This is a genomic window from Ruficoccus sp. ZRK36 (assembly GCF_019603315.1).
Lineage (GTDB): Bacteria > Verrucomicrobiota > Verrucomicrobiia > Opitutales > Cerasicoccaceae > Ruficoccus.
The window spans coordinates 2,932,213-2,950,399 of sequence record NZ_CP080649.1 but is presented as its reverse complement, the minus strand read 5'-3'; the positions used below and the strand labels follow the sequence as shown (position 1 = coordinate 2,950,399).

At 60.4% G+C, this 18,187-nt stretch carries 16 protein-coding genes and 1 tRNA gene; 9 read left to right on the top strand and 8 right to left on the bottom strand.

Annotated elements, in window-relative coordinates; all coding sequences use genetic code 11:
- Positions 1-183 precede the first annotated feature (183 nt).
- On the top strand, positions 184-990 hold the full coding sequence (locus K0V07_RS12965) for an SDR family oxidoreductase (protein WP_220621813.1): 807 nt from the start codon (positions 184-186) through the stop codon (positions 988-990).
- A gap of 135 nt (positions 991-1,125) precedes the next feature.
- Here the strand turns inward: K0V07_RS12965 and lexA are convergent, their stop codons facing one another.
- Complete coding sequence (gene lexA / locus K0V07_RS12960) at positions 1,126-1,758, bottom strand: transcriptional repressor LexA (RefSeq protein WP_220621812.1); 633 nt, start codon at positions 1,756-1,758, stop codon at positions 1,126-1,128.
- Between the two features lie 368 nt (positions 1,759-2,126).
- On the opposite strand from lexA, the gene K0V07_RS12955 reads away from it, so the two are divergent.
- From K0V07_RS12955 to K0V07_RS12940, 4 genes are all read left to right on the top strand, one after another.
- Positions 2,127-4,229, top strand: a complete 2,103-nt coding sequence (locus K0V07_RS12955) for a ribonucleoside triphosphate reductase (RefSeq protein WP_345778177.1) — start codon at positions 2,127-2,129, stop codon at positions 4,227-4,229.
- Between the two features lie 253 nt (positions 4,230-4,482).
- Positions 4,483-5,166, top strand: a complete 684-nt coding sequence (locus K0V07_RS12950; RefSeq protein WP_220621810.1) for an anaerobic ribonucleoside-triphosphate reductase activating protein — start codon at positions 4,483-4,485, stop codon at positions 5,164-5,166.
- Positions 5,167-5,297: 131 nt separating this feature from the next.
- On the top strand, positions 5,298-5,591 hold the full coding sequence (locus K0V07_RS12945; protein ID WP_220621809.1) for a hypothetical protein: 294 nt from the start codon (positions 5,298-5,300) through the stop codon (positions 5,589-5,591).
- Between the two features lie 276 nt (positions 5,592-5,867).
- Entirely contained in the window at positions 5,868-6,332 is a 465-nt protein-coding gene (locus K0V07_RS12940; protein WP_220621808.1) for a flavodoxin domain-containing protein, read from the top strand.
- 119 nt (positions 6,333-6,451) lie between these two features.
- Here K0V07_RS12940 and K0V07_RS12935 read toward each other — a convergent pair whose 3' ends face one another.
- Both K0V07_RS12935 and K0V07_RS12930 read right to left on the bottom strand, forming a co-directional pair.
- On the bottom strand, positions 6,452-6,886 hold the full coding sequence (locus tag K0V07_RS12935) for a polyhydroxyalkanoate synthesis regulator DNA-binding domain-containing protein (protein WP_220621807.1): 435 nt from the start codon (positions 6,884-6,886) through the stop codon (positions 6,452-6,454).
- Positions 6,887-6,945: 59 nt separating this feature from the next.
- Positions 6,946-7,992 carry a hypothetical protein gene (locus K0V07_RS12930; protein WP_220621806.1) on the bottom strand — a complete coding sequence of 349 codons (1,047 nt, stop codon included), beginning with the start codon at positions 7,990-7,992 and terminating at the stop codon, positions 6,946-6,948.
- 288 nt (positions 7,993-8,280) lie between these two features.
- Here K0V07_RS12930 and K0V07_RS12925 point away from each other — a divergent pair, with 288 nt between their 5' ends.
- The gene (locus K0V07_RS12925) at positions 8,281-9,816 is read left to right on the top strand and encodes a succinate CoA transferase (RefSeq protein WP_255567981.1); all 1,536 of its coding nucleotides are present in this window, start codon (positions 8,281-8,283) and stop codon (positions 9,814-9,816) included.
- A 177-nt stretch (positions 9,817-9,993) separates the two neighbouring features.
- Positions 9,994-10,506, top strand: coding sequence for a hypothetical protein (locus tag K0V07_RS12920; RefSeq protein ID WP_220621805.1), 513 nt, complete (start codon positions 9,994-9,996; stop codon positions 10,504-10,506).
- 53 nt (positions 10,507-10,559) lie between these two features.
- On the opposite strand, the gene K0V07_RS12915 is transcribed toward K0V07_RS12920, so the two are convergent.
- Positions 10,560-13,040 (bottom strand): DEAD/DEAH box helicase, encoded by a 2,481-nt coding sequence (locus tag K0V07_RS12915; RefSeq protein WP_220621804.1) that lies wholly within the window; start codon positions 13,038-13,040, stop codon positions 10,560-10,562.
- A gap of 197 nt (positions 13,041-13,237) precedes the next feature.
- Here K0V07_RS12915 and K0V07_RS12910 point away from each other — a divergent pair, with 197 nt between their 5' ends.
- Positions 13,238-13,954 carry a UDP-N-acetylglucosamine diphosphorylase gene (locus tag K0V07_RS12910; RefSeq protein ID WP_220621803.1) on the top strand — a complete coding sequence of 239 codons (717 nt, stop codon included), beginning with the start codon at positions 13,238-13,240 and terminating at the stop codon, positions 13,952-13,954.
- Here K0V07_RS12910 and hisN read toward each other — a convergent pair.
- Positions 13,921-14,739, bottom strand: coding sequence for a histidinol-phosphatase (gene hisN / locus K0V07_RS12905; RefSeq protein WP_220621802.1), 819 nt, complete (start codon positions 14,737-14,739; stop codon positions 13,921-13,923). The two genes, K0V07_RS12910 and hisN, sit on opposite strands and share 34 nt — an antisense overlap.
- Positions 14,740-14,867: 128 nt before the next feature.
- Between hisN and K0V07_RS12900 the strand changes: the two genes are divergently transcribed.
- On the top strand, positions 14,868-15,533 hold the full coding sequence (locus K0V07_RS12900) for a 3'-5' exonuclease (RefSeq protein ID WP_220621801.1): 666 nt from the start codon (positions 14,868-14,870) through the stop codon (positions 15,531-15,533).
- A gap of 42 nt (positions 15,534-15,575) precedes the next feature.
- Here the strand turns inward: K0V07_RS12900 and mgtE are convergent, their stop codons facing one another.
- From mgtE to K0V07_RS12885, 3 genes are all read right to left on the bottom strand, one after another.
- Positions 15,576-16,955, bottom strand: a complete 1,380-nt coding sequence (mgtE, locus tag K0V07_RS12895; protein ID WP_220621800.1) for a magnesium transporter — start codon at positions 16,953-16,955, stop codon at positions 15,576-15,578.
- A gap of 257 nt (positions 16,956-17,212) precedes the next feature.
- Positions 17,213-17,297: transfer RNA gene (locus K0V07_RS12890), tRNA-Leu, on the bottom strand.
- Positions 17,298-17,396: 99 nt separating this feature from the next.
- Entirely contained in the window at positions 17,397-18,122 is a 726-nt protein-coding gene (locus K0V07_RS12885) for a hypothetical protein (protein WP_220621799.1), read from the bottom strand.
- Positions 18,123-18,187: the final 65 nt, after the last annotated feature.

Genomic DNA, 18,187 nt, shown 5'->3' with positions numbered 1-18,187 from the left:
TGGAGACTGGGTTGCAGAAACCAGTCATAAGTATCGACCGTATGTAGTGGTGACGAGCGCCAAGACGCTAGCCGATACGGTCGAGATGGTCGTCTGTGTAACGGGTAATTTCCCGGGTAGCCCCGTCGAGCTTAACTATGACCTCCGCCTTCAGGGGGGAAGAATCTCAAAACTTCACATACAATGAAAACTGAACACCCAAATTTCCCGGTTTGCCCGGATGACTTTCTTGGCCAGCGCGTATTCGTTACCGGAGGGACCAAAGGTGCCGGTGAGGCAATGGTTCGTCGATTCGCAGCGGGAGGCGCCTCGGTCGCTACCAGTGCCCGCCATGCTCCTCGCGAGTCTGACTTGCCTGCACGTTTTATTCCGGGTGATTTGTCTACCGCAGAAGGAGCCAGCAAACTCACTACCGTGTTACTGGACGTATTTGGTGTGCCCGATATCGTTATCCACAATCTTGGCGGTTCGAGTGCGCAGGGTGGAGGTTTCGCGGCCCTCAGTGAAGAGGTGTGGGCCGCAGAATTAAACTTGAACCTCCTGGCTGCGGTACGCATCGACAAGGCAATCGTCCCAAGTATGGTGAAGCGTGGGACGGGAGTCGTGATCCACATATCATCGATTCAGCGGCAATTACCCCTTCCGGAATCTACCACCGCATATGCCGCGGCCAAGGCAGCGCTAACGACTTATAGCAAGGCGTTGTCTAAGGAAGTTGGCCCCAAGGGCGTTAGAGTCACGTCCGTTTCTCCTGGCTGGATCTATACCGAGGCCGCGCAAGCCATGGTGCACCGCTTGGCCAATCACAATTCTACAGATGAGGAGACTGCGCGGCAGGAGATTCTCAAATCGTTGGGAGGCATTCCGATTGGCCGACCAGCCTGGCCGCAGGAGGTCGCGGAGTTAGTTGCGTTTCTTGCTTCGTCTCGTGCCGCGTCGATCCACGGTGCCGATTATATCATTGATGGTGGTACGGTTCCCACCATATGAGTCCTCGTCCCATGCTGAAGGAGCTTCCTGAGCGCTCTATTCTGGTGGCATCGCAGGAGACTGGATGTGAGTGGGCTCCTTCTCAAGTGAGCATTACGCTACCTGAATGCTTATCGGTAGTGTCTTTGATCTTATCTACAGGCTGCGGACGACGGCCTTGGCCAGGCCCTGGATGACCAGCTCGGAGACCGGGTGGAGCTGGGGGTAGTCCGGGTTTTCCGCCTTCAGGTAGGGCGGGTGGCCGGGCTTTTGCATAAAGCGTTTGAGGGTGGTCTCGCCGTCGATGAGTGCGGCTACGATGTCGCCGTTTTTCGGGAGACCGGGCTCGACGATGACGATGTCCCCATCGAAGATGCCCGCGCCGATCATGCTCTCGCCCCGGACTTTGAGGGCGAAGGCACGGCGGTTGCGGCGGACGCCGGCTGTGTCCACGTCGATCTGGAGGCGGCCAATCTCACCTCCGGTTTCCACGCCATCAGGGTAGCCCGCGGCGATGTGGCCGTAGATGGGGATGTCGATGACCTCGGTGGAGTTCTCGGGAAAAGTCTCGCCGTCGTCATAGGTGACTCGGAAGGCCCGCGCCTGACCGGCCACGCGGCTGATGTAGCCCTTGCGCTCGAGGGCGCGCAGATGGCCCATGACGGCGTTGGTGCTGCGAAAGCCGAAGTGCGTCTGGATCTCGCGAATGCTGGGCCAGAAGTTCTCCTGCCGGAAGTGCAGCTGGATGAACCCAAGGATCTCGTGTTGGCGGGTGGTCAGGTCTTTCATGGCAGGCGTCAGTCGATGTACATATGTATATTGAAATTGTGTTCACTGTCAAGGGTGCTTTAGTCCCCGAAAAGTGATTTTTCTCACGGGGCTTAGGAAAGCTTCTAGATGGCCTGAATTACTAGATATAGTGGATGTTTTTTTTAAATCATCTAGGACTAGTGTTGTTGCCGGGGCGCGTGCCTCGATCCCATCCCTTAGTTCACCCTGTAAACTCTCAACTTTTACGTCCTATGGTTAAGGCATTAAACGGCGAACTGCCGCTGGAACACTCTGACGAGCACGGCTCTATCCGCGCGTACCTGAGCGCGCACACTCCCATCATCAAGCGCGTCCGTAAGCGTGACGGGCGCACGGTAGCCTTTGATATGGGGCGCATCCACCGGGCCATCGCCAAGGCCGGGGAGGCGACCGGCGAGTATGGCGACGAGCAGGCGCTCGGGCTGGCCTTTCAGGTGGTCGAGCAGTGCCAGCAGGCGGTCGAGACGGACTGCCCCTCGGTGGAGACGGTTCAGGACGTGTGCGAGGATGTGCTGCTGCGCTCGCCCTTCCGCCAGACGGCAAAGGCCTTTATCATCTATCGCGACCAGCAGGCCAAGCGCCGCGAGATTCATAACAGTGCCCGCACGGAGATCGTGAACCAGTACCTGAAGAAGCTGGACTGGGAGGTGCGCGAAAACTCCAACATGGCCTTTTCCCTGCAGGGGTTGAACAACTACATCTCCTCCGGGGTGAGCAAGACCTTCTGGATGAAGGAGGTGTACTCGCCACAGATCGAGCATGCCCACGAGTCGGGCGACTTCCACATTCACGATACCAACCTGATCAGCGTGTACTGCGTCGGCTGGGACCTCTATCAGCTGCTGGTGGAGGGCTTCCGGGGCGTCCCCGGTAAGGTCGCGTCGTCGCCGGCCCGGCACCTGCGCAGCGCTCTTGGCCAGGTGGTCAACTTCTTCTATACGCTGCAGGGCGAGGCTGCTGGGGCGCAGGCCTTTAGTAACTTCGACACGCTGTTGGCGCCCTTTATCCGCTACGACGGTCTCGGCTACGGCGAGGTGCGCCAGATCGTGCAGGAGTTTATCTTTAATGTAAACGTGCCCACGCGCGTTGGCTTCCAGTCGCCGTTTACAAACATCACGCTCGACCTGACGTGCCCGTCCCACTACCGGGACCAGCCGGTGGTGCGCGGCGGCGAGTTCATGGAGGAGAAGTACGGGGACTTCCAGGAGGAGATCGACCTGTTCAACCGCGCCTTCTTCGACGTGATGAGCGCAGGCGACGCCAACGGCCGCATCTTCACTTTTCCGATCCCCACGATCAACCTGACGCGGGACTTCGACTGGGAGAATCCAAACCTCGACGGGCTCTGGGAAATGACCGGCAAGTACGGGATCCCGTACTTCTCGAACTTCATCAACTCGGACATGAGCCCCGACGACGCCCGCTCGATGTGCTGCCGCCTGCGCATTGACAACACCCAGCTGGAGAAGCGGGGTGGGGGGCTCTTTGGGGCGCACCCGCTGACGGGCAGCGTCGGCGTGGTCACGATCAATATGCCGCGCCTGGGCATCGTATCAAAGTCGAAGAAGGACTTCCTGCGCCGCCTCGGCAAGCTGATGGACCTGGCGCGCGACTCACTGGAGATCAAGCGCAAGCTGCTGGAGGAGCTGACCAGCGCGGGCCTTTACCCGTACACCAAGCACTACCTGCGCGACATGAAGGAGCGCTTCGGGGTGTATTGGAAAAACCACTTCAGCACGATCGGCCTCAACGGTATGAACGAGGCCTGCATCAATCTTTTCGGCAAGGACATCGGCTCGGACGACGGGCGGGCCTTCGCCGCCGAAGTGCTCGACTACATGCGCGAGCGTCTGGTCGAGTACCAGCAGAAGACCGGCAACAACTACAACCTGGAAGCCTCTCCGGCAGAGGGCACCTCCATGCGTCTGGCCCTGAAGGACCGCGCGCAGTTCCCGGAGGCAGTCGTCGCCAATCCGCAGGAGGTCGAGCGCGGCGCCCAGCCGTACTACTCGAACAGCACGCAGCTCCCGGTCAGCTACACGGACGACCCCTTTGAGGTGCTCGACTTGCAGGAGGAGACGCAGGCCAAGTACACCGGCGGCACCGTGATCCATCTGTTTCTCGGGGAGCGCGTGAGCGACCTGCGCACGGTGCGCGACTTCGTGCGCCGCGTGGCCGAGAACTACACCATCCCGTACTTCTCGCTCACCCCGACCTTTTCGGTCTGCCCGGTGCACGGCTATCTCTCCGGCGAACACCACAACTGCCCGCACTGCGGCGAGCTGACGGAGATCTACTCGCGCATCGTGGGCTACCTGCGCCCCGTTTCCCAGTGGAACGACGGCAAGCAGTCGGAGTTCACGCGCCGCAAGACGCTACGCATCGACACCAACGGCAGCAAGCGCCCGCGCCCCGAGCGCACCGAGCAGGTTTTTCTGCCCGTGGAGTAGGTGCAGAGTGCCTCTGCTGGCGTTGATGGGGCTCCGCCCCATCGCTCACTGCGTTCGCTGCCCCGTAAATTATGTCGTTACCGATTCAGTGATGTACCAGTCAATCAAGCGCAGGACTATGTCCTATGCTTTAGGGTGGACAATGTCTGTGCTTTTAGTGATACTTTATAACGCAGGCGTGAGCCTGTCATCCGAGCGTATCGGCCCGGTTTTTCTTACCCTTCTCGTTGTTTAATATTCCATTACCCTAGACATGCTACTCGCCGGTCTTCAGCGCTGCTCTCTGGTCGACTTCCCCGGTCAGACCTGCTGCACGATTTTCACCCAGGGCTGCAACCTGTGTTGCCCCTATTGCCACAATGGCGACCTGATCAGTGCGCGCTGCCGCAACGCGGTTGACGAGATCGAGTGCTGGGACCTGCTCCTGCGCCGTAAGGGCAAGGTCGGGGCTGTGACGGTGACCGGTGGTGAGCCGACGCAACACGTCGATCTGCCGGAGTTTTTGGCCACGATCAAGTCGTTGGGGTTCCTGGTAAAACTCGACACCAATGGCACGCGTCCGGGGGTGATCCGCAAGCTCTTGCGGGAAAACCTCGTGGACTGCATCGCGCTCGATGTGAAGGCGCCGCTCGACCGCTATGACGAAGCCGCCGGGCGTATCGTGCCGACGCGGCTGATGCGCGAATCCATCGCCATCCTTAAGCACAGCGGTATCCCGGTGGAGTTTCGCACCACGGTCGTGCCCGCCATCCATACGGCGGAGGACATCGGTGAAATCGCTCGCGAGCTGGTCGGCGGGCAGGCCTATTACCTGCAGGCTTTCGACCCGAAGAATGCGCTCTCACCGCAACTGCGGGAGACTGCGCCACCGAGCCCGGACTTTATGAAAAGCTGCTGCGCCCGCGCAGGTGAGTGGATCGAGACCTTTGTGCGGTAGGTATCGAAGTCCGCTAGGAGGGGAGGGCTATGCTGATGAAATATAGATTTTTGAGAGGCACGCTCTTGAGTTTGCCAGTGTGTTTACTCCTGGGCTGCGAGTGCTCAGAGATCGTTGTACACCCTGGCGAGATGAAGGAGATTCATGCGACCTCAGGCGTCTATTCGAGCGTGTTTGTCGATCCAGATGAGCCAAGTGAGTCGTCCGTGATGGTTGCTGCAGATGATGATGGATCCCAGGTTACTGCTTATCTTGACGGCACTCTTTTGGAGCAGATTCTCATTATAAATGAAAAGCGAGATGGGATGATCATTAGATTTGAGGATGAGTCGCTGAACCCTGATGACTTATGGATCAAGATACTTACGCGCAATGAGGGTGAAAAAACCGTTAAACAGTATAAACTCGTTCCGGTAGAGCCTTGATCGGGTAGGGAATGGGTTGGCTTGGATCTCAGTGGTTTGGATGCATCAACTTCAATGAGAGAGGCTTTTAAATTTAAATTTGAGCATGAGTCTCATTTTCATGTTGACGGAGTTTAAGGTAGGGATTTTTGTGAGTGCATCCTCCCGCTTCTCTAGGGTCGGACGCCTGGTCATGTTGTGAGTCTCCGGCGTTCGGCCCATGGAGCAGAGCGGGGCGGTTGAAGCCCATTTCTCATCCCGGACCATCCCGCTCTCTCATTCTCTCAATCCCGACCTATGGAAGCATCTGACCTGACGTACCACATCATCTTCGGCACCATGACCGGCAACTCCGAAGACCTCGCCCAACGCCTGCACGAACGCTGTGCAAAAGAAGGCATCGACTCCACGCTGACAGCCGCCGAAGAATGGCCGCTGGAGCGCTTCAAGGAAGTACGCCGCGCGATCCTGATATTCTCAACCTGGGGCGATGGCGAGCCGCCGGACGACGCGGTGGACTTCTGCGAGTCACTCTATGCCCAGGAGGCTGAGGTCTCAGGTGTCGAGTATATGCTGGTCGGGCTGGGGGACACCTCCTACGACGACTTCTGCGGCTGCGCGCGGCGTCTGGATGAGGCCCTCGTGGCCGGTGGCGCTACGCGTCTGCGTGAGCGTCTGGAGCTGGACATCGACTTTGATCGCGACTTCGACGCATGGACCAATGCCTTTGTCGCCGACGAGCTGAAGCCGCAGAGTCTCTAGCAGGCGTCAGTCGCTAATTCAAAACGGCCTCGTGTAGGCCTTGCTGTACGCGCGGTGCAGCGCATCCCGATCTCCGTGCCGTTCCGTCGCGAAGATGTCGGTATGATAAAGGTACGATCCTAGTGCTGACGGGCGAGGGAGCCGGCAACTGCGGTAGCGCTGGCCGTCGCCGTCACTCGCGCGGGGGTACGTGTGGCCGGGGTGCGCTGGATGGCGCCCGAGCGTTCACGCAACTCCTCGAATGAGCTGAAGGTGGTGGAGAAGTACTGGCCGAGCATCTCACTGGCCAAGCGGTCGTGGATGCGGATCATTTCACAGAGGAGCTGTCGGGGCAGGATATCGAGCTTGGAGGACTCGAATTCCATAATGACCTGGAGCAGGACCTTGGTGGTGATGTCTTCCCCGGTCTTGGAGTCCTCGACCTGGATGGTATAGCCTTCGGCTACCATGTCGCGGATTTCTTCGAGGGTGACGTGGCCGCTTCGTGAGGTATCGTAGAAGCGGCGGTTGGGGTAGCGCCTAATCAGGATCGTGTCGATGTCGGTAACTGGCATAAGCAGACGTGTTCAACTTGAGGGGTACAGGGTAAATTATTATTTTATGCCTGGAGCGGTTATGGACTAATACCCATTTGCTCCGCGGACGACAAGCAATATTCAATGTTTGTAAATACGACTTCGCCCATGGTTTCGCAGCGTAAAAAGTCCTTGTTGCCGTGATAATCGGCCAGCTCCTTTCGCAGTTGGTGGATTTTCTCCTCTTCGGAGAGGTGGTCCTCGCTCATGCAGACCTTGAGGTTGTTCAGGCGGTAGGGGGCGGTGTTGGCACGCCGGGCGATGAGGGCGCGCTCCTCGTTCTGGTACTGGACCATGGTCTCGTAGTTGAGCAGGCCGGTGCACAGCTCGACCACGGCGAGGTTGTCCTTAAAGAACTGGGGCTGGTAAATCGTGCGCCGCCCTTCGTAGCTCTGCTGGTCAAAGTCGATCGGGCGTACGCGATACTGCTCATCCTCGAAGTCCGGCGTGACACGCACGACATAGTTGTACGCGCGCATATCCCCGAGCAGGCGGACGAAGCAGCGCTCGTTGAAGCGGATGAATTCCTTGGCGACGCGGACCTTGTTCAGCGAGGGGCGCTTGAAGTAGTCGTCGATAAAAATGTCGCCGGGGATGCCGATGATGTGCTGCTCGATCAGGGTCTCATTGTGGACGAGGAAGTTGATCGAGTTGGGGGAGAGCAGCTCCTCCAGCTCCAGCCCGTAGATGCGGGAGGCGTCAGCCTTTTTGACGTAAAAGTAGTCCGCGTTGTCATTGTACTGGTTGACGATGCGGATGCGGAAGGGGCACGAGTTCCCGAAGATGCAAAAGTCGATGCGGTCGATGACGAGGTGCTCCATCACGCCCGTGTTACCGGCGGCCTTGAGGATGGCGTAGATGCGGATCAGCCCTTCATTGATCCGGCGGAAATCCAGCGGCTCGTAGAAAACGGTTTCCCAGAGGGTATCCTTGCCGTTGCGATCCGTAAGGGGTACGCCCTGGCGGAACTGCATGAGGTCCTTGTACTCGACGGGCAGCTCGCACTCCCGGTTGTACTGACGCAGGTACGAGCGGAAGTCCCGACTGATCGGGTAGTGGGGCTTCTTTCTCGAAATGACCTTCATGTAAACTTTATCTATTCCTTGGCTAAAACTTTATGTTACGGAGCTGGAGGAGGCGAGTCAAGGCCGCTCGAACTGAACGTGTTAACTAAACGCCATCAGTTTCTAATAGCTGAGGGCGCTGCGGCTGTTAAGTGCGGTCGCAGCCTCATTTAGCGACGGAGTTGGCGTCCTATTTGCTTGGCTAATGCTGCGTTTCTGAGAAAGAATTTTCCGAAAATAACAGATGCTTGTTGCATTATTTTTGCTGATGCAGTAAAGCTTTCTGAATAGTTTTAATAATCGACCGACATGGAGGCAACCCTCGATAAATCCAAGTCCAGCCTGCCGTTTCCCGTGCTTAGCGCGGAAGAAGCAGCAGCGATGGTAAACCATAACCAGACCATCGGCTTCAGCGGATTCACCCCCGCCGGCGCCGCCAAGGCCATCCCCCGCGCTATCGCCGCCAAGGCCCGCACCGAGCATGAAGCCGGTCGCCCCTTCCAGATAGGTGTGCTCACGGGTGCCTCGACGGGTGCCTCGCTCGATGGCGAGCTGGCCAAGGCTAACGCTGTCTCCTGGCGCACGCCGTATCAGTCCGACTCGGACCTGCGCGCGCTCATTAACAAGAACGAGACGAATTACTTCGACATGCACTTGTCGGTCGTACCGCAGTACGTGCGCTACGGCTTCCTCGGTAAGGTCGACTGGGCTATCGTCGAGGCCTGTGATGTGACTGCCGACGGTGAGATCATCCTGACCACCTCGGTGGGTGTTTCGCCGACCTACTGCCGCTACGCCGACAAGATCCTGATCGAGCTCAACAGCGCTCACCCGGCTGCCCTGCGCGGTATCCACGACATCTACGAGCCGCTCGACCCGCCTGCTCGCCGCGAGATCCCGATCTACTCGGTCAGCGACCGCATCGGCTCCGAAGCCGTCAAGGTGGACCCGAAGAAGATCGTCGGTATCGTCCGTACCAATATCCCGGACGAAGCCCGTCCCTTTAAGGACCTCGATCCTACCACCAAGAAGATCGGCGAAAACGTAGCCGAGTTCCTGGCCAAGGAAATGCATGAGGGCCGCATCCCGAAGACCTTCCTGCCGATTCAGTCCGGCGTGGGTAATGTCGCCAACGCCGTGCTGAGCGCACTGGGTGAGCACCCGGACATTCCGGCTTTCGACATGTACAGCGAAGTCGTTCAGGACTCCGTCGTGGACATGATGCTGGAGGGCAAGATCAACTTCGTCAGCGGCACCTCACTGAGCGTCAGTAATGAAAAGCTCCAGCTCATCTACGACAACCTGGATGAGTTCCGTAAGCGCATGGTTCTGCGCCCGCAGGAAATTTCCAACCATCCGGAGGTCGCCCGCCGCATCGGTATCGTCTCGATCAACACCGCGATCGAGGTGGACATCTTTGGTAACATCAATAGCACCCACATCCTCGGTAAGAGCATGATGAACGGGATCGGCGGCTCGGGTGACTTTACCCGCAGTGCGTACCTCTCGATCTTCACCTGCCCGTCCGTGGCCAAGGGTGGCAAGATCAGCGCCATCGTCCCGCAGTGCTCGCACATCGACCACTCCGAGCACTCTGTGCAGGCGGTCATCACTGAGCAGGGCTACGCCAACCTGCGCTGCAAGAACCCGAAGCTGCGCGCCGAGGAGATCATCGATAAGTGTGTCCATCCCTCCTACAAGGGAATCCTCCAGGACTACTGCACGCACGCCCAGAGCGGCTACACGCCCCAGACCTTCGGGCTGGCCTACGGCATGCATCAGCAGTTCCTCAAGAGTGGCGACATGCACGATGTTGACTGGGCAGCTCTGACTGCCGCTGAATAAGTACCTTTTTCACAGGTAGATAATTAAGAGTGGGGCGTGGACACTTCGGTGACCGCGCCCCGCTTGTTTTTACCATCAGGCTGGATCACGCTTCCACAGTAGTGCGGGGTAAAAAAGCGGCCCCCCGAAGCAGTTCCCGCTTGCTTATCGGAGGGGGTCTTTTCATACCAAAACACGATGGATGACAGGGATTGGAACGGGCCGTACGGACACTCGAACTGGGGCTCACGGCTTCAGCCCGTCCGGCGGTTCCGCTGGCAGGCCATTCCCGGCTGGCTGACCCTAGCAGGCATCGTCTTCTGCGTTGTTTTCGAGCTCATTCGCGTCGATTGGCAGGTCTTAGGGGTCGCTACCGTGACGCGCCCCGCCCATGCCTTGCTGGGGCTGGTCGGGCTGCTCTGGATACTGTTCAAGTATCGTCCCGGCCTGCTCGCGCTTGCGCTATGGCTGCTTACGGCGATCCCGATTCTGGGCTTCGATCCGAGCGGTGCCTGGGTTGACTTTTGTCTGCCTCCGCACCTGGACCAGTCCTACGCCACCTGGTCGCTGGTCAATGGGCAGAAAATGATGACGGACTACCGCATCATGGGCATCAATTTATCCCCGCTGCTTGTTGCCGCGTGGCTCTGGATCCTGACCAGGTTGGACACCTTCCCACTCATGTTCCACCGCCGCGACTGCTGGCGCTAGGGTCGTTTTTGGCGGCCGGCAAAGGCCCCATCAATGCCAGCGGGTGCCACCCGCTACCAGCGCAGGCGGCAGTTGAAGCGCTCACGCTGGGCGGGGGTGAGCTCGGGGAGTTCCGCCACCTGAGTGACGGCAAAGTGGCTGGCCACAAAGACCCGTGCCAACTCCTTTAGCTCCTTCCAGCGGTCCCACGCGTAGTCAGGAGCGAAGCAAACGTGATTAAGGATGCTGCGCCACTCCAGCAGGGCGCGCTCGATGTCGCCATGGCGGAGGTTATCCGAGACCAGTTCGGCCCGCGCACCGGGAGTGGTGCGGATCTTCGCTAAAACTTCGGCCGCGCCATTACCGTACTCGGGGGGCACGCCCTGCTCCAGATAGCCGGGGCAGGTGAGCCCGTGGTAGCGCAGGCGGCAGACATTACCGAGGCGTGAGCTGGCGTCCTCGTACTCCTCGAAGCGATGCCCCGCGCGCAGGTTCGCCAAGTCGTAGAGGAGGTCTTCGATTGCGTAGCTCTCGTCCTCCAGCGCGGCGGCGATGGCCAGGCCTTCTCCGTGGTTGAAAAAGCTGAAAATGACCCCGCGGCGGGTGGGGCACTTGTGCTCGTCAATAAGACCGAGCTGATGCCAGCACTCGGCCGGGCTGGAGCGGTGCTGCTTCTCGTGGACGGGTGGACCGGCCAGCTCGGCAAAGGTGGGGAAGGGGGGCGGCTCGACGACCCGGAAAGGCGGGTTGATCAAGGCGCGGCCATGGGAGTCGACTCGGGCGAACACCTGCGCCCCGGAGTAGTCAAGGCGTGCGCTGATGAGGCCGTTATTCTCGACCAGATCGCGCACCTTTCCGCCCTGCGTGAAGTACGGCAGCAGCGGGATCAAATCCCGCTCGAAGTGCTCCAGCGTCCAGCGGCGTCCGGGGACGGGTGCCTCCGGGTCGCTTTTCTGGTAGTGGGCACGCACCTGCTGGTACATCCATTTTACCAGCGTGACGGAGCCGGAATTGGCCTTCTGGGGCAGCATCGCCAGGGCGACCTGCCGCCCGTAGACCTTGCCCTCGTCGCCGTGGAGCTGGCAGAGATTGCCGATCTGAATGCGGGCCAGTGACTCGGGCAGGCGCAGGGCGTTGCGCCAGTGGCCTTTGCCATAAATAAAGGTTTCGCCCAGCTTCGCCCTGCAGCGCGGACGCTGGCGCTCCCACTGGCCCTCGGAGTTCAGCATCTCCTTGATCTTCGGGCGGGCAGGGTTGGCGGCGCTCTCGGCCTCGGCCTGCTGGCGCAGACTATGGCGTGCACGCGAGACATTGAGCTGACGTAGCCCCAGCTCGACTGGACGCTCACTGAAGAGCCGCTCGGCGAGTTTATCCGCCGCACTGACAGGGGACTCCCCGTGCTTGCGGGCGCCGTGCATGGTGGTGAGAAAACTGCCCCAGTCCATGTGGGGGGAGCGCCGCAGTTGGAGGGGGCGGGCTTCGTTGAGGCGAGGCTTACCGGGGGCTACCAGCACGTAGCCCTTTTCGTCGAGCCCGCGGCGTCCCGCCCGTCCAAACATCTGCAAAAGCTCGTCCGCACGCACCAGCTGGCTGCGGCTGCCGGCCTGGTATTCGCGGTCGGTGACGAGGACGGACTTCATGCAGAAGTTGATCCCTGCGGCCAGCCCGGTCGTTGCTACGATGACGCGCAGCTGTCCTTTTTTGGCCAACGGCTCGATCAGCCCGGCCCGCTGCTGGTAGCTCAAGCCACTGTGGTGAAAGGCGATGCGGTTTTTTAAAAGCTTGGCCAGCGGGTCTCCGGCCAGTTGGCGCTGCTCGGGGGTGAGCTCCAGCCACTCGGGCAGGGGCAGGGCGGCAGAGAGCTGCCGGGCGAGATCCTCGGCGGCGTGACGGCGCGGAGCAAAGACCAGAATCGGCCCAAAGTCTGCCGCCAGCGCCCGTGCGATAAAGCGTGGCCAGAAGCCCCGGATGTTGCCGGGGAGGCGGCCCGAGAGCCCCTCCAGCATGATCTCGTCTTGGGGGACAGGGCGGTCGTGCCGGTAGACCATCTCAGCGTCGCGGCCGATGCGCTTCAGCCAAGAGACGACTTTCTGCGGATTGCCGACGCTGCCGCTGAGCAGAAGCAGCTGTGTGCCCGGTGGGGCTGAGGCGACGGCCAGCTCGTAGTTCACACCGCGGCTGGGGTCGCCGAGCATCTGGTACTCGTCGATGACGAGCAGGCCCGGACCCTCGCCCTTGAGAAAGCGGCCCTTCTGGGTCTCCAGCGTCGCCACCACCACGGGGGCATCGGTCTTTTCCGAGACATCACCGGTGGAGATGCCAACGTTCCAGCCCTGACGGCGCCACTCATAGAGCTTGTCATTGGCGAGCGCGCGCGTAGGCACGGTGTAGATGGCCTGACGCTTGAAGCCGCTTTTCATCAGCAGCTCAAAGATGTAGGTCTTGCCGGCACCCGTCGGCGCATGGACGACGACATCCTTACCGTCCCGAAGAAAATTCACCGCCTCCTGCTGCCACAGGTCGGGAATTTTGAGGTTAGTAGCAAGCCCTTCCACTTACGGAGTAAAACTATAAGCATAAAGTGGACCGGCTGGCAACTTTCTTTAACAAGCGCACAGGTGACAATTCGGTTACCCGGTAAACGGTTACTTGTTGTTCGATAACTGAACAACGGGTAACTGCTAACCGAGCAACCGACATCTGTTAATGTCTTGTCGTCGGGCGGACAGGCTTTAGGTTGCCCGCAGGAACCATGAAAGCCAGCGACCTCTTCGATTTTCCCGCCAGCCTGCCTTTTGGGGCACATTTCAGCCCGGATGCCGCCCCCTGGGAGTGGGTGACCAACATCGCCGAAGCCCTCAAGGGGTTTGACTTCGACGGCGCGGCCGATGCCCACACGGACATCCCCGCCGGGGTCAGCATATCCGGCCAGGTCTTTATCCACCGCACCGTCAAGCTGCCCGCCTACGCCGTGATCGAAGGCCCCTGCTGGATCGGGCCGGAGGTGGAGATCCGCCCCGGCGCGTACATTCGCGGCAAGGTCATCGTGGGCGCAGGCTCTGTCGTGGGGAACTCCACCGAGCTGAAAAATGCCCTGCTGCTGGAAAACGTGCAGGCTCCGCATTTTAACTATGTGGGTGACTCTGTCCTCGGTAATAAGGCTCACCTCGGTGCCGGTGTCATCTGCGCAAATCTCCGCCTCGACCAGGGCGGCGTGATCGTGAATACACCGGACGGCCGTGTCGATACCGGCATGCGTAAGCTCGGGGCGCTGATGGGCGATGCCTCGGAGGCCGGTTGCAATGCCGTGCTCCAGCCAGGCACGATCCTTGGAAAAGCCGCCGCTGTCATGCCTACAATGGCCTTTGGGGGCTATCTGGAGGAAGGGGTACTGGCCTTTAACCGTCCAGTCGTGGGGCGCGTGCCGCGCCGGGATTATCCCAAGAGCACGCCCAGCGTGGCCCGGTGAACGTCCACCCCGGCGGCAATCGCTGAGCAGCTGTTCGCAGAGGCTCCGGCTGCGCCCTCGGCTGAGCGCCCGGTGACAGGATCTTCTCCGTACCAGTCGGTGATCACGCCTCCGGCCCCGCGTATGATCGGGATCAGCGCCATCAGGTCCCAGGTCTCCAGTACAGGATCGAGCATCGCATCTGCGCGGCCTGTGGCCACGAGCAGGTAGCCGTAGCAGTCGCCCCAGGCCCGCGTGAGCCAGACTTCGCCGGCCAGCTTGTCCAGCCCGGCGACATGGTGCTGCCCCTGGGCAAAGAGCGCGGGATCAGTCGTGGTTAAAACCGCCTGCGAAAGCTCCGCGCACGGGCGAACCTGTGCGCGCTGGCCGTTGAGGGTGCAGGTTTCGCCATCGCCGATGAGCAGCTCACCCAGCACGGGCTGATGAATGCAGCCGAGCAGGGGCTGGCCCTTGTGCATGAGCGCAATCAGGGTGCCGAAAAGCGGGACGTGGCTGATGAAGCTCTTGGTGCCGTCGATCGGGTCCAGGACCCAGACAAATTCCGCGTCCTCGCGCTCGTTGCCAAACTCCTCTGCAATGATCCCGTGGGTGGGGTAGCGCTCGGCGATCATCGCGCGCATGAGTTTCTCCGCGCCGCGGTCGGCCTCGGTCACCGGGGTGGAGTCGGCCTTGCGCTCGACGTGCAGGTTATCCTCGTCGCGCCAGTAGCGCATGATGAGTTCGCCGCTGGCCATCGCCAGCTCGGTCATAAAGGCTTTGAGTTCGTCGCGCAGGGAGGCGTCCATGCGGGGAGTTTTTTGGATAAACCGCTCCTGCGCAAGCGTAGGCTGTCGGCAGCTCTGGAAACTTCGGGCGATATTTAAAGCAAAACTTGTTTTATCCGGCCCAATGCCTGTAAACTGACCGCAGATTGATGCATTGGAAAGATTGCCCCATCCATGTGGTGGACTTTGAAGGCAGCCGCAGCAGCGGTGTGGTCGAGTTCGGTGTCGTTACGCTCTGGGACGGTGATATCGCCAGCTGTGCGACGCGTCTGTGCCGCCCGCGTGGCGAGATCACCCCGCAGGAGCGGGCCCAGCATGGGATCGTCGAGGATGAGGCGCGGCTCTTTGAGCCGTTCGCGGCCGAGTGGGAGCGCTTCACTGGCATGCGCGCAAAGGGGCCGCTCGCCGCCCACCACGCCATGGTCGAGAATGGCTTTCTCAAGGCTCAGTGGGCTTACCCGCCAGCTTCCCCGGACTTCCTGCATGAGGGCGCTGAAATCGCCGACTGGGGCCCCTGGATCGACACCCGCCAACTCTACGCGCAGGTGTACCCGGACCTCGGTGGCTACGGCCTGTCCGAACTGGTTGCGACCTTTGAGCTACAGGACCGCCTCAATGCCGAAGGCGACCGCCACTGCCCGCAGCGGCGCGGCAAGTACCACTGCGCCCTCTACGATGCGCTGGCCTCGGCGCTGTTGCTGGAGCGACTGGGCGAGCAGGAGGGCTTTGAGAACATGAGCATCGAGTGGCTCATCACTCACAGTCAGGCCTCCGCCAGTAAACGAGAAGCCGCCAGCCAGGGTGGACTGTTTTAAGGGGTTTTGCGGGCCTACGTAGCCCGTACCCGCCGACAGCGACTAGATGTGCAGCAGCATTCTGGCGGTCGAGAAGTAGATGAGCAGGCCGGTGATGTCCACAATCGTGGTCAGAGCAGGGCTCGCCACGACCGCCGGGTCGAGTTTGAGCTTGGAGGCGATGAGGGGCAGCACGGCACCGATCAGGGTGGCAGTGATTACCTGCAACCCGAGGGCCAGAGCGATAGCGAGCCCGATCATATCCAGTGTGAACCCCTGCGGGATCTCCGTGCCATGCGAGAGCCACAGCACCTTGCCAAAGGACAGGACTGCGAGCACCAGCGCCAGCAGGACGGAGACTTTCAGCTCCTTAAAGAGTACCTTTAGCGCGTCACCGGGCTTGATCTCGCCCAGAGCCAGCGCGCGTACCACCACCGTGGCCGACTGGCTGCCGGTGTTACCGCCGGTATCGGCGACCATTGGCATGTAGAGGGCGAGGATGATCAGCGCCTCCAGAGACTCCTCGAAGCTGTGGATAATGAACCCGGAAACAAGCCCGAGGGCGGCCAGCCCCACGATCCAGTAGGCACGATTCTGGAAGTGCCGCAGCGAAGGTGTTTTCAGGTAGGTCCCTGCTTCGTGAGAGCCACTGATAGCCATGAGCTTTTCCAGGTCTTCCTGCTGCTCCTGCGTGATGACGTCGATGGCATCATCATGTGAGATCAGGCCCACGAGCCCGCCCTCGCCGTTGACCACCGGCAGGGCGATGAGGTCGTATTTCTGGATCATGCGGGCGGCAGTCTCCTGATCCTCGTCGGCGTGAGTGCTGATGACCTCCGTGCGCATCAGGTCGCTGACCTTGGCTTCCGGCTTGGCCACGATCAGGTCCTTCAGGGAAACCGAGCCGAGCAGGTGCCGGTTTTCGTCCAGCACATAGGCGTAGTAGACGATTTCCTTGTCGGGCGCCTCCAGGCGAATCTGTTCAAGCGCTTCAGCGGCCGACATGTTCCGACCCAACGAGACATAGTCGGAGCTCATGATCGAGCCCGCGGTGCCCTCGGGGTAGGCCGTCAGGCGGCGGATGTCCTCACGGGCCGCCTTCGCCAAGGCGGGAAAGATCGCCTCGCACTGGGCATCATCGAGCTGGCGAAAAATATCGGCCCGGTCGTCAGGCGTCATCGCTGTGAGCAGCTTGGCGGCATCGGCCCGGCCCAGACTGGCCACAAGCGAAGCCTGCAGGTCTCCGGGAAGCTGGCAGACGATCTCTGCCTGAGTCTCCGGCTCAACCAGGTGCACGACTTGCCAGACCTCTGTAGGCGACAGGTCAGCCATGAGCTCGGCCATGGAGGCCGGGTGCTCGCTATGGCACAGGTCGCGCAGTGCCTCTTCGTTGCCGTCGCCGAGGAGTTGCCGAATATCAGGGGGGAGGGTGGTCTGAGTCACGATCTTGCTTTGGTTTCGCCGCCAGTGGCCCGGCGGTGTTGGTTGTGAGAGAAAAGCCTGGGCCGGTCCCGATTGCAGGAGTACCTGTGCAGAGCAATACAGATGCCACGATGCTTTTGAAGCGCACGGGATCAAGGATCGGCGTGTTACAATTCCGACACGTTAGGAACTGCCTTGGCGCACCCACCTCAGCCCCGAGCCACGCACCCCAATCCTAGGCACAAAAAAAGCCCGCATCGATGCGGGCAAAAGTAAAATGGTGCTCAGGGAGGGATTCGAACCCTCACACCTTGCGGCACTGCCGCCTGAAGACAGCGTGTCTGCCAATTCCACCACCTGAGCAGCCGGGGAAGGGTGAGAGAAAAGCGCGCGCGGGGCTGACTGTCAAGCGACTTTGCGCACAGTTTTTTCTTTTTTGTAAAAGAAACGTGCGCGGGGCTCTCAAAGGTATTCCCGGATGTCGGGCAGGGCGATTTCACGGTGCCCGGAAGGCAGGCGCACCAGATAGGGGTCGCCCTTCTGGTTCAGGTCGATGATCTCGTCCGGGAGCTCTTCCTCGTCCAGCTCCAGCTCATCGATCGCATCGAGATTATCAAAGAGGTGGCTGAGCCGCCGGGGCTCGGGATGGAGCAGCTGGGGCGGGTTGGCCACGTGCCCTTTTTTCACCATCTCAAAGACACAGGGGAAGTGCTTCTTGTGGAAAAACTGCTCAAACTCCCGGATCCAGCGATTTTCCACGCCCTCTCGGCGATTGAGGAGCACGCAGTCGGCGAAGTGTATCTGCGCCTCATACCACGGCGCCAGAGCGGGGGAGCGCTCAGCCAGCGCACAGTCGACGACCACGATCACCCGATGCATCTTGGCTCCGATGGCATCCACCCAGCGCTTGAAGTACTCGATCTCGTCCCGGAAGTCTGCCGATCCATCCGATATATAAAAGACGACGGCTCCGTCATCGGGCTTGGGGGCGATGTCGTTGGCGTCGCGGTCGATCAACTCGACCTGGGGGAGGGCGGCGAGCTGCTCGTCAAAGGGAGAATCTGCTTCGCTCTCGGTGAGGATGACGTTGACTGGCTGGTCGCTCGGCAACCCGCCGTCGATCAGGTCGTAAACGATTTCGCGACGTCCCGAGCCGGGGGTGCCGAGGATCAAATAGGCTTCGGTCATAACAGGGGAAAGGTTGAGTTTATGAATTTAGAGCAGCCGAGGGGAACATGAGTTCCCTCCGGCAT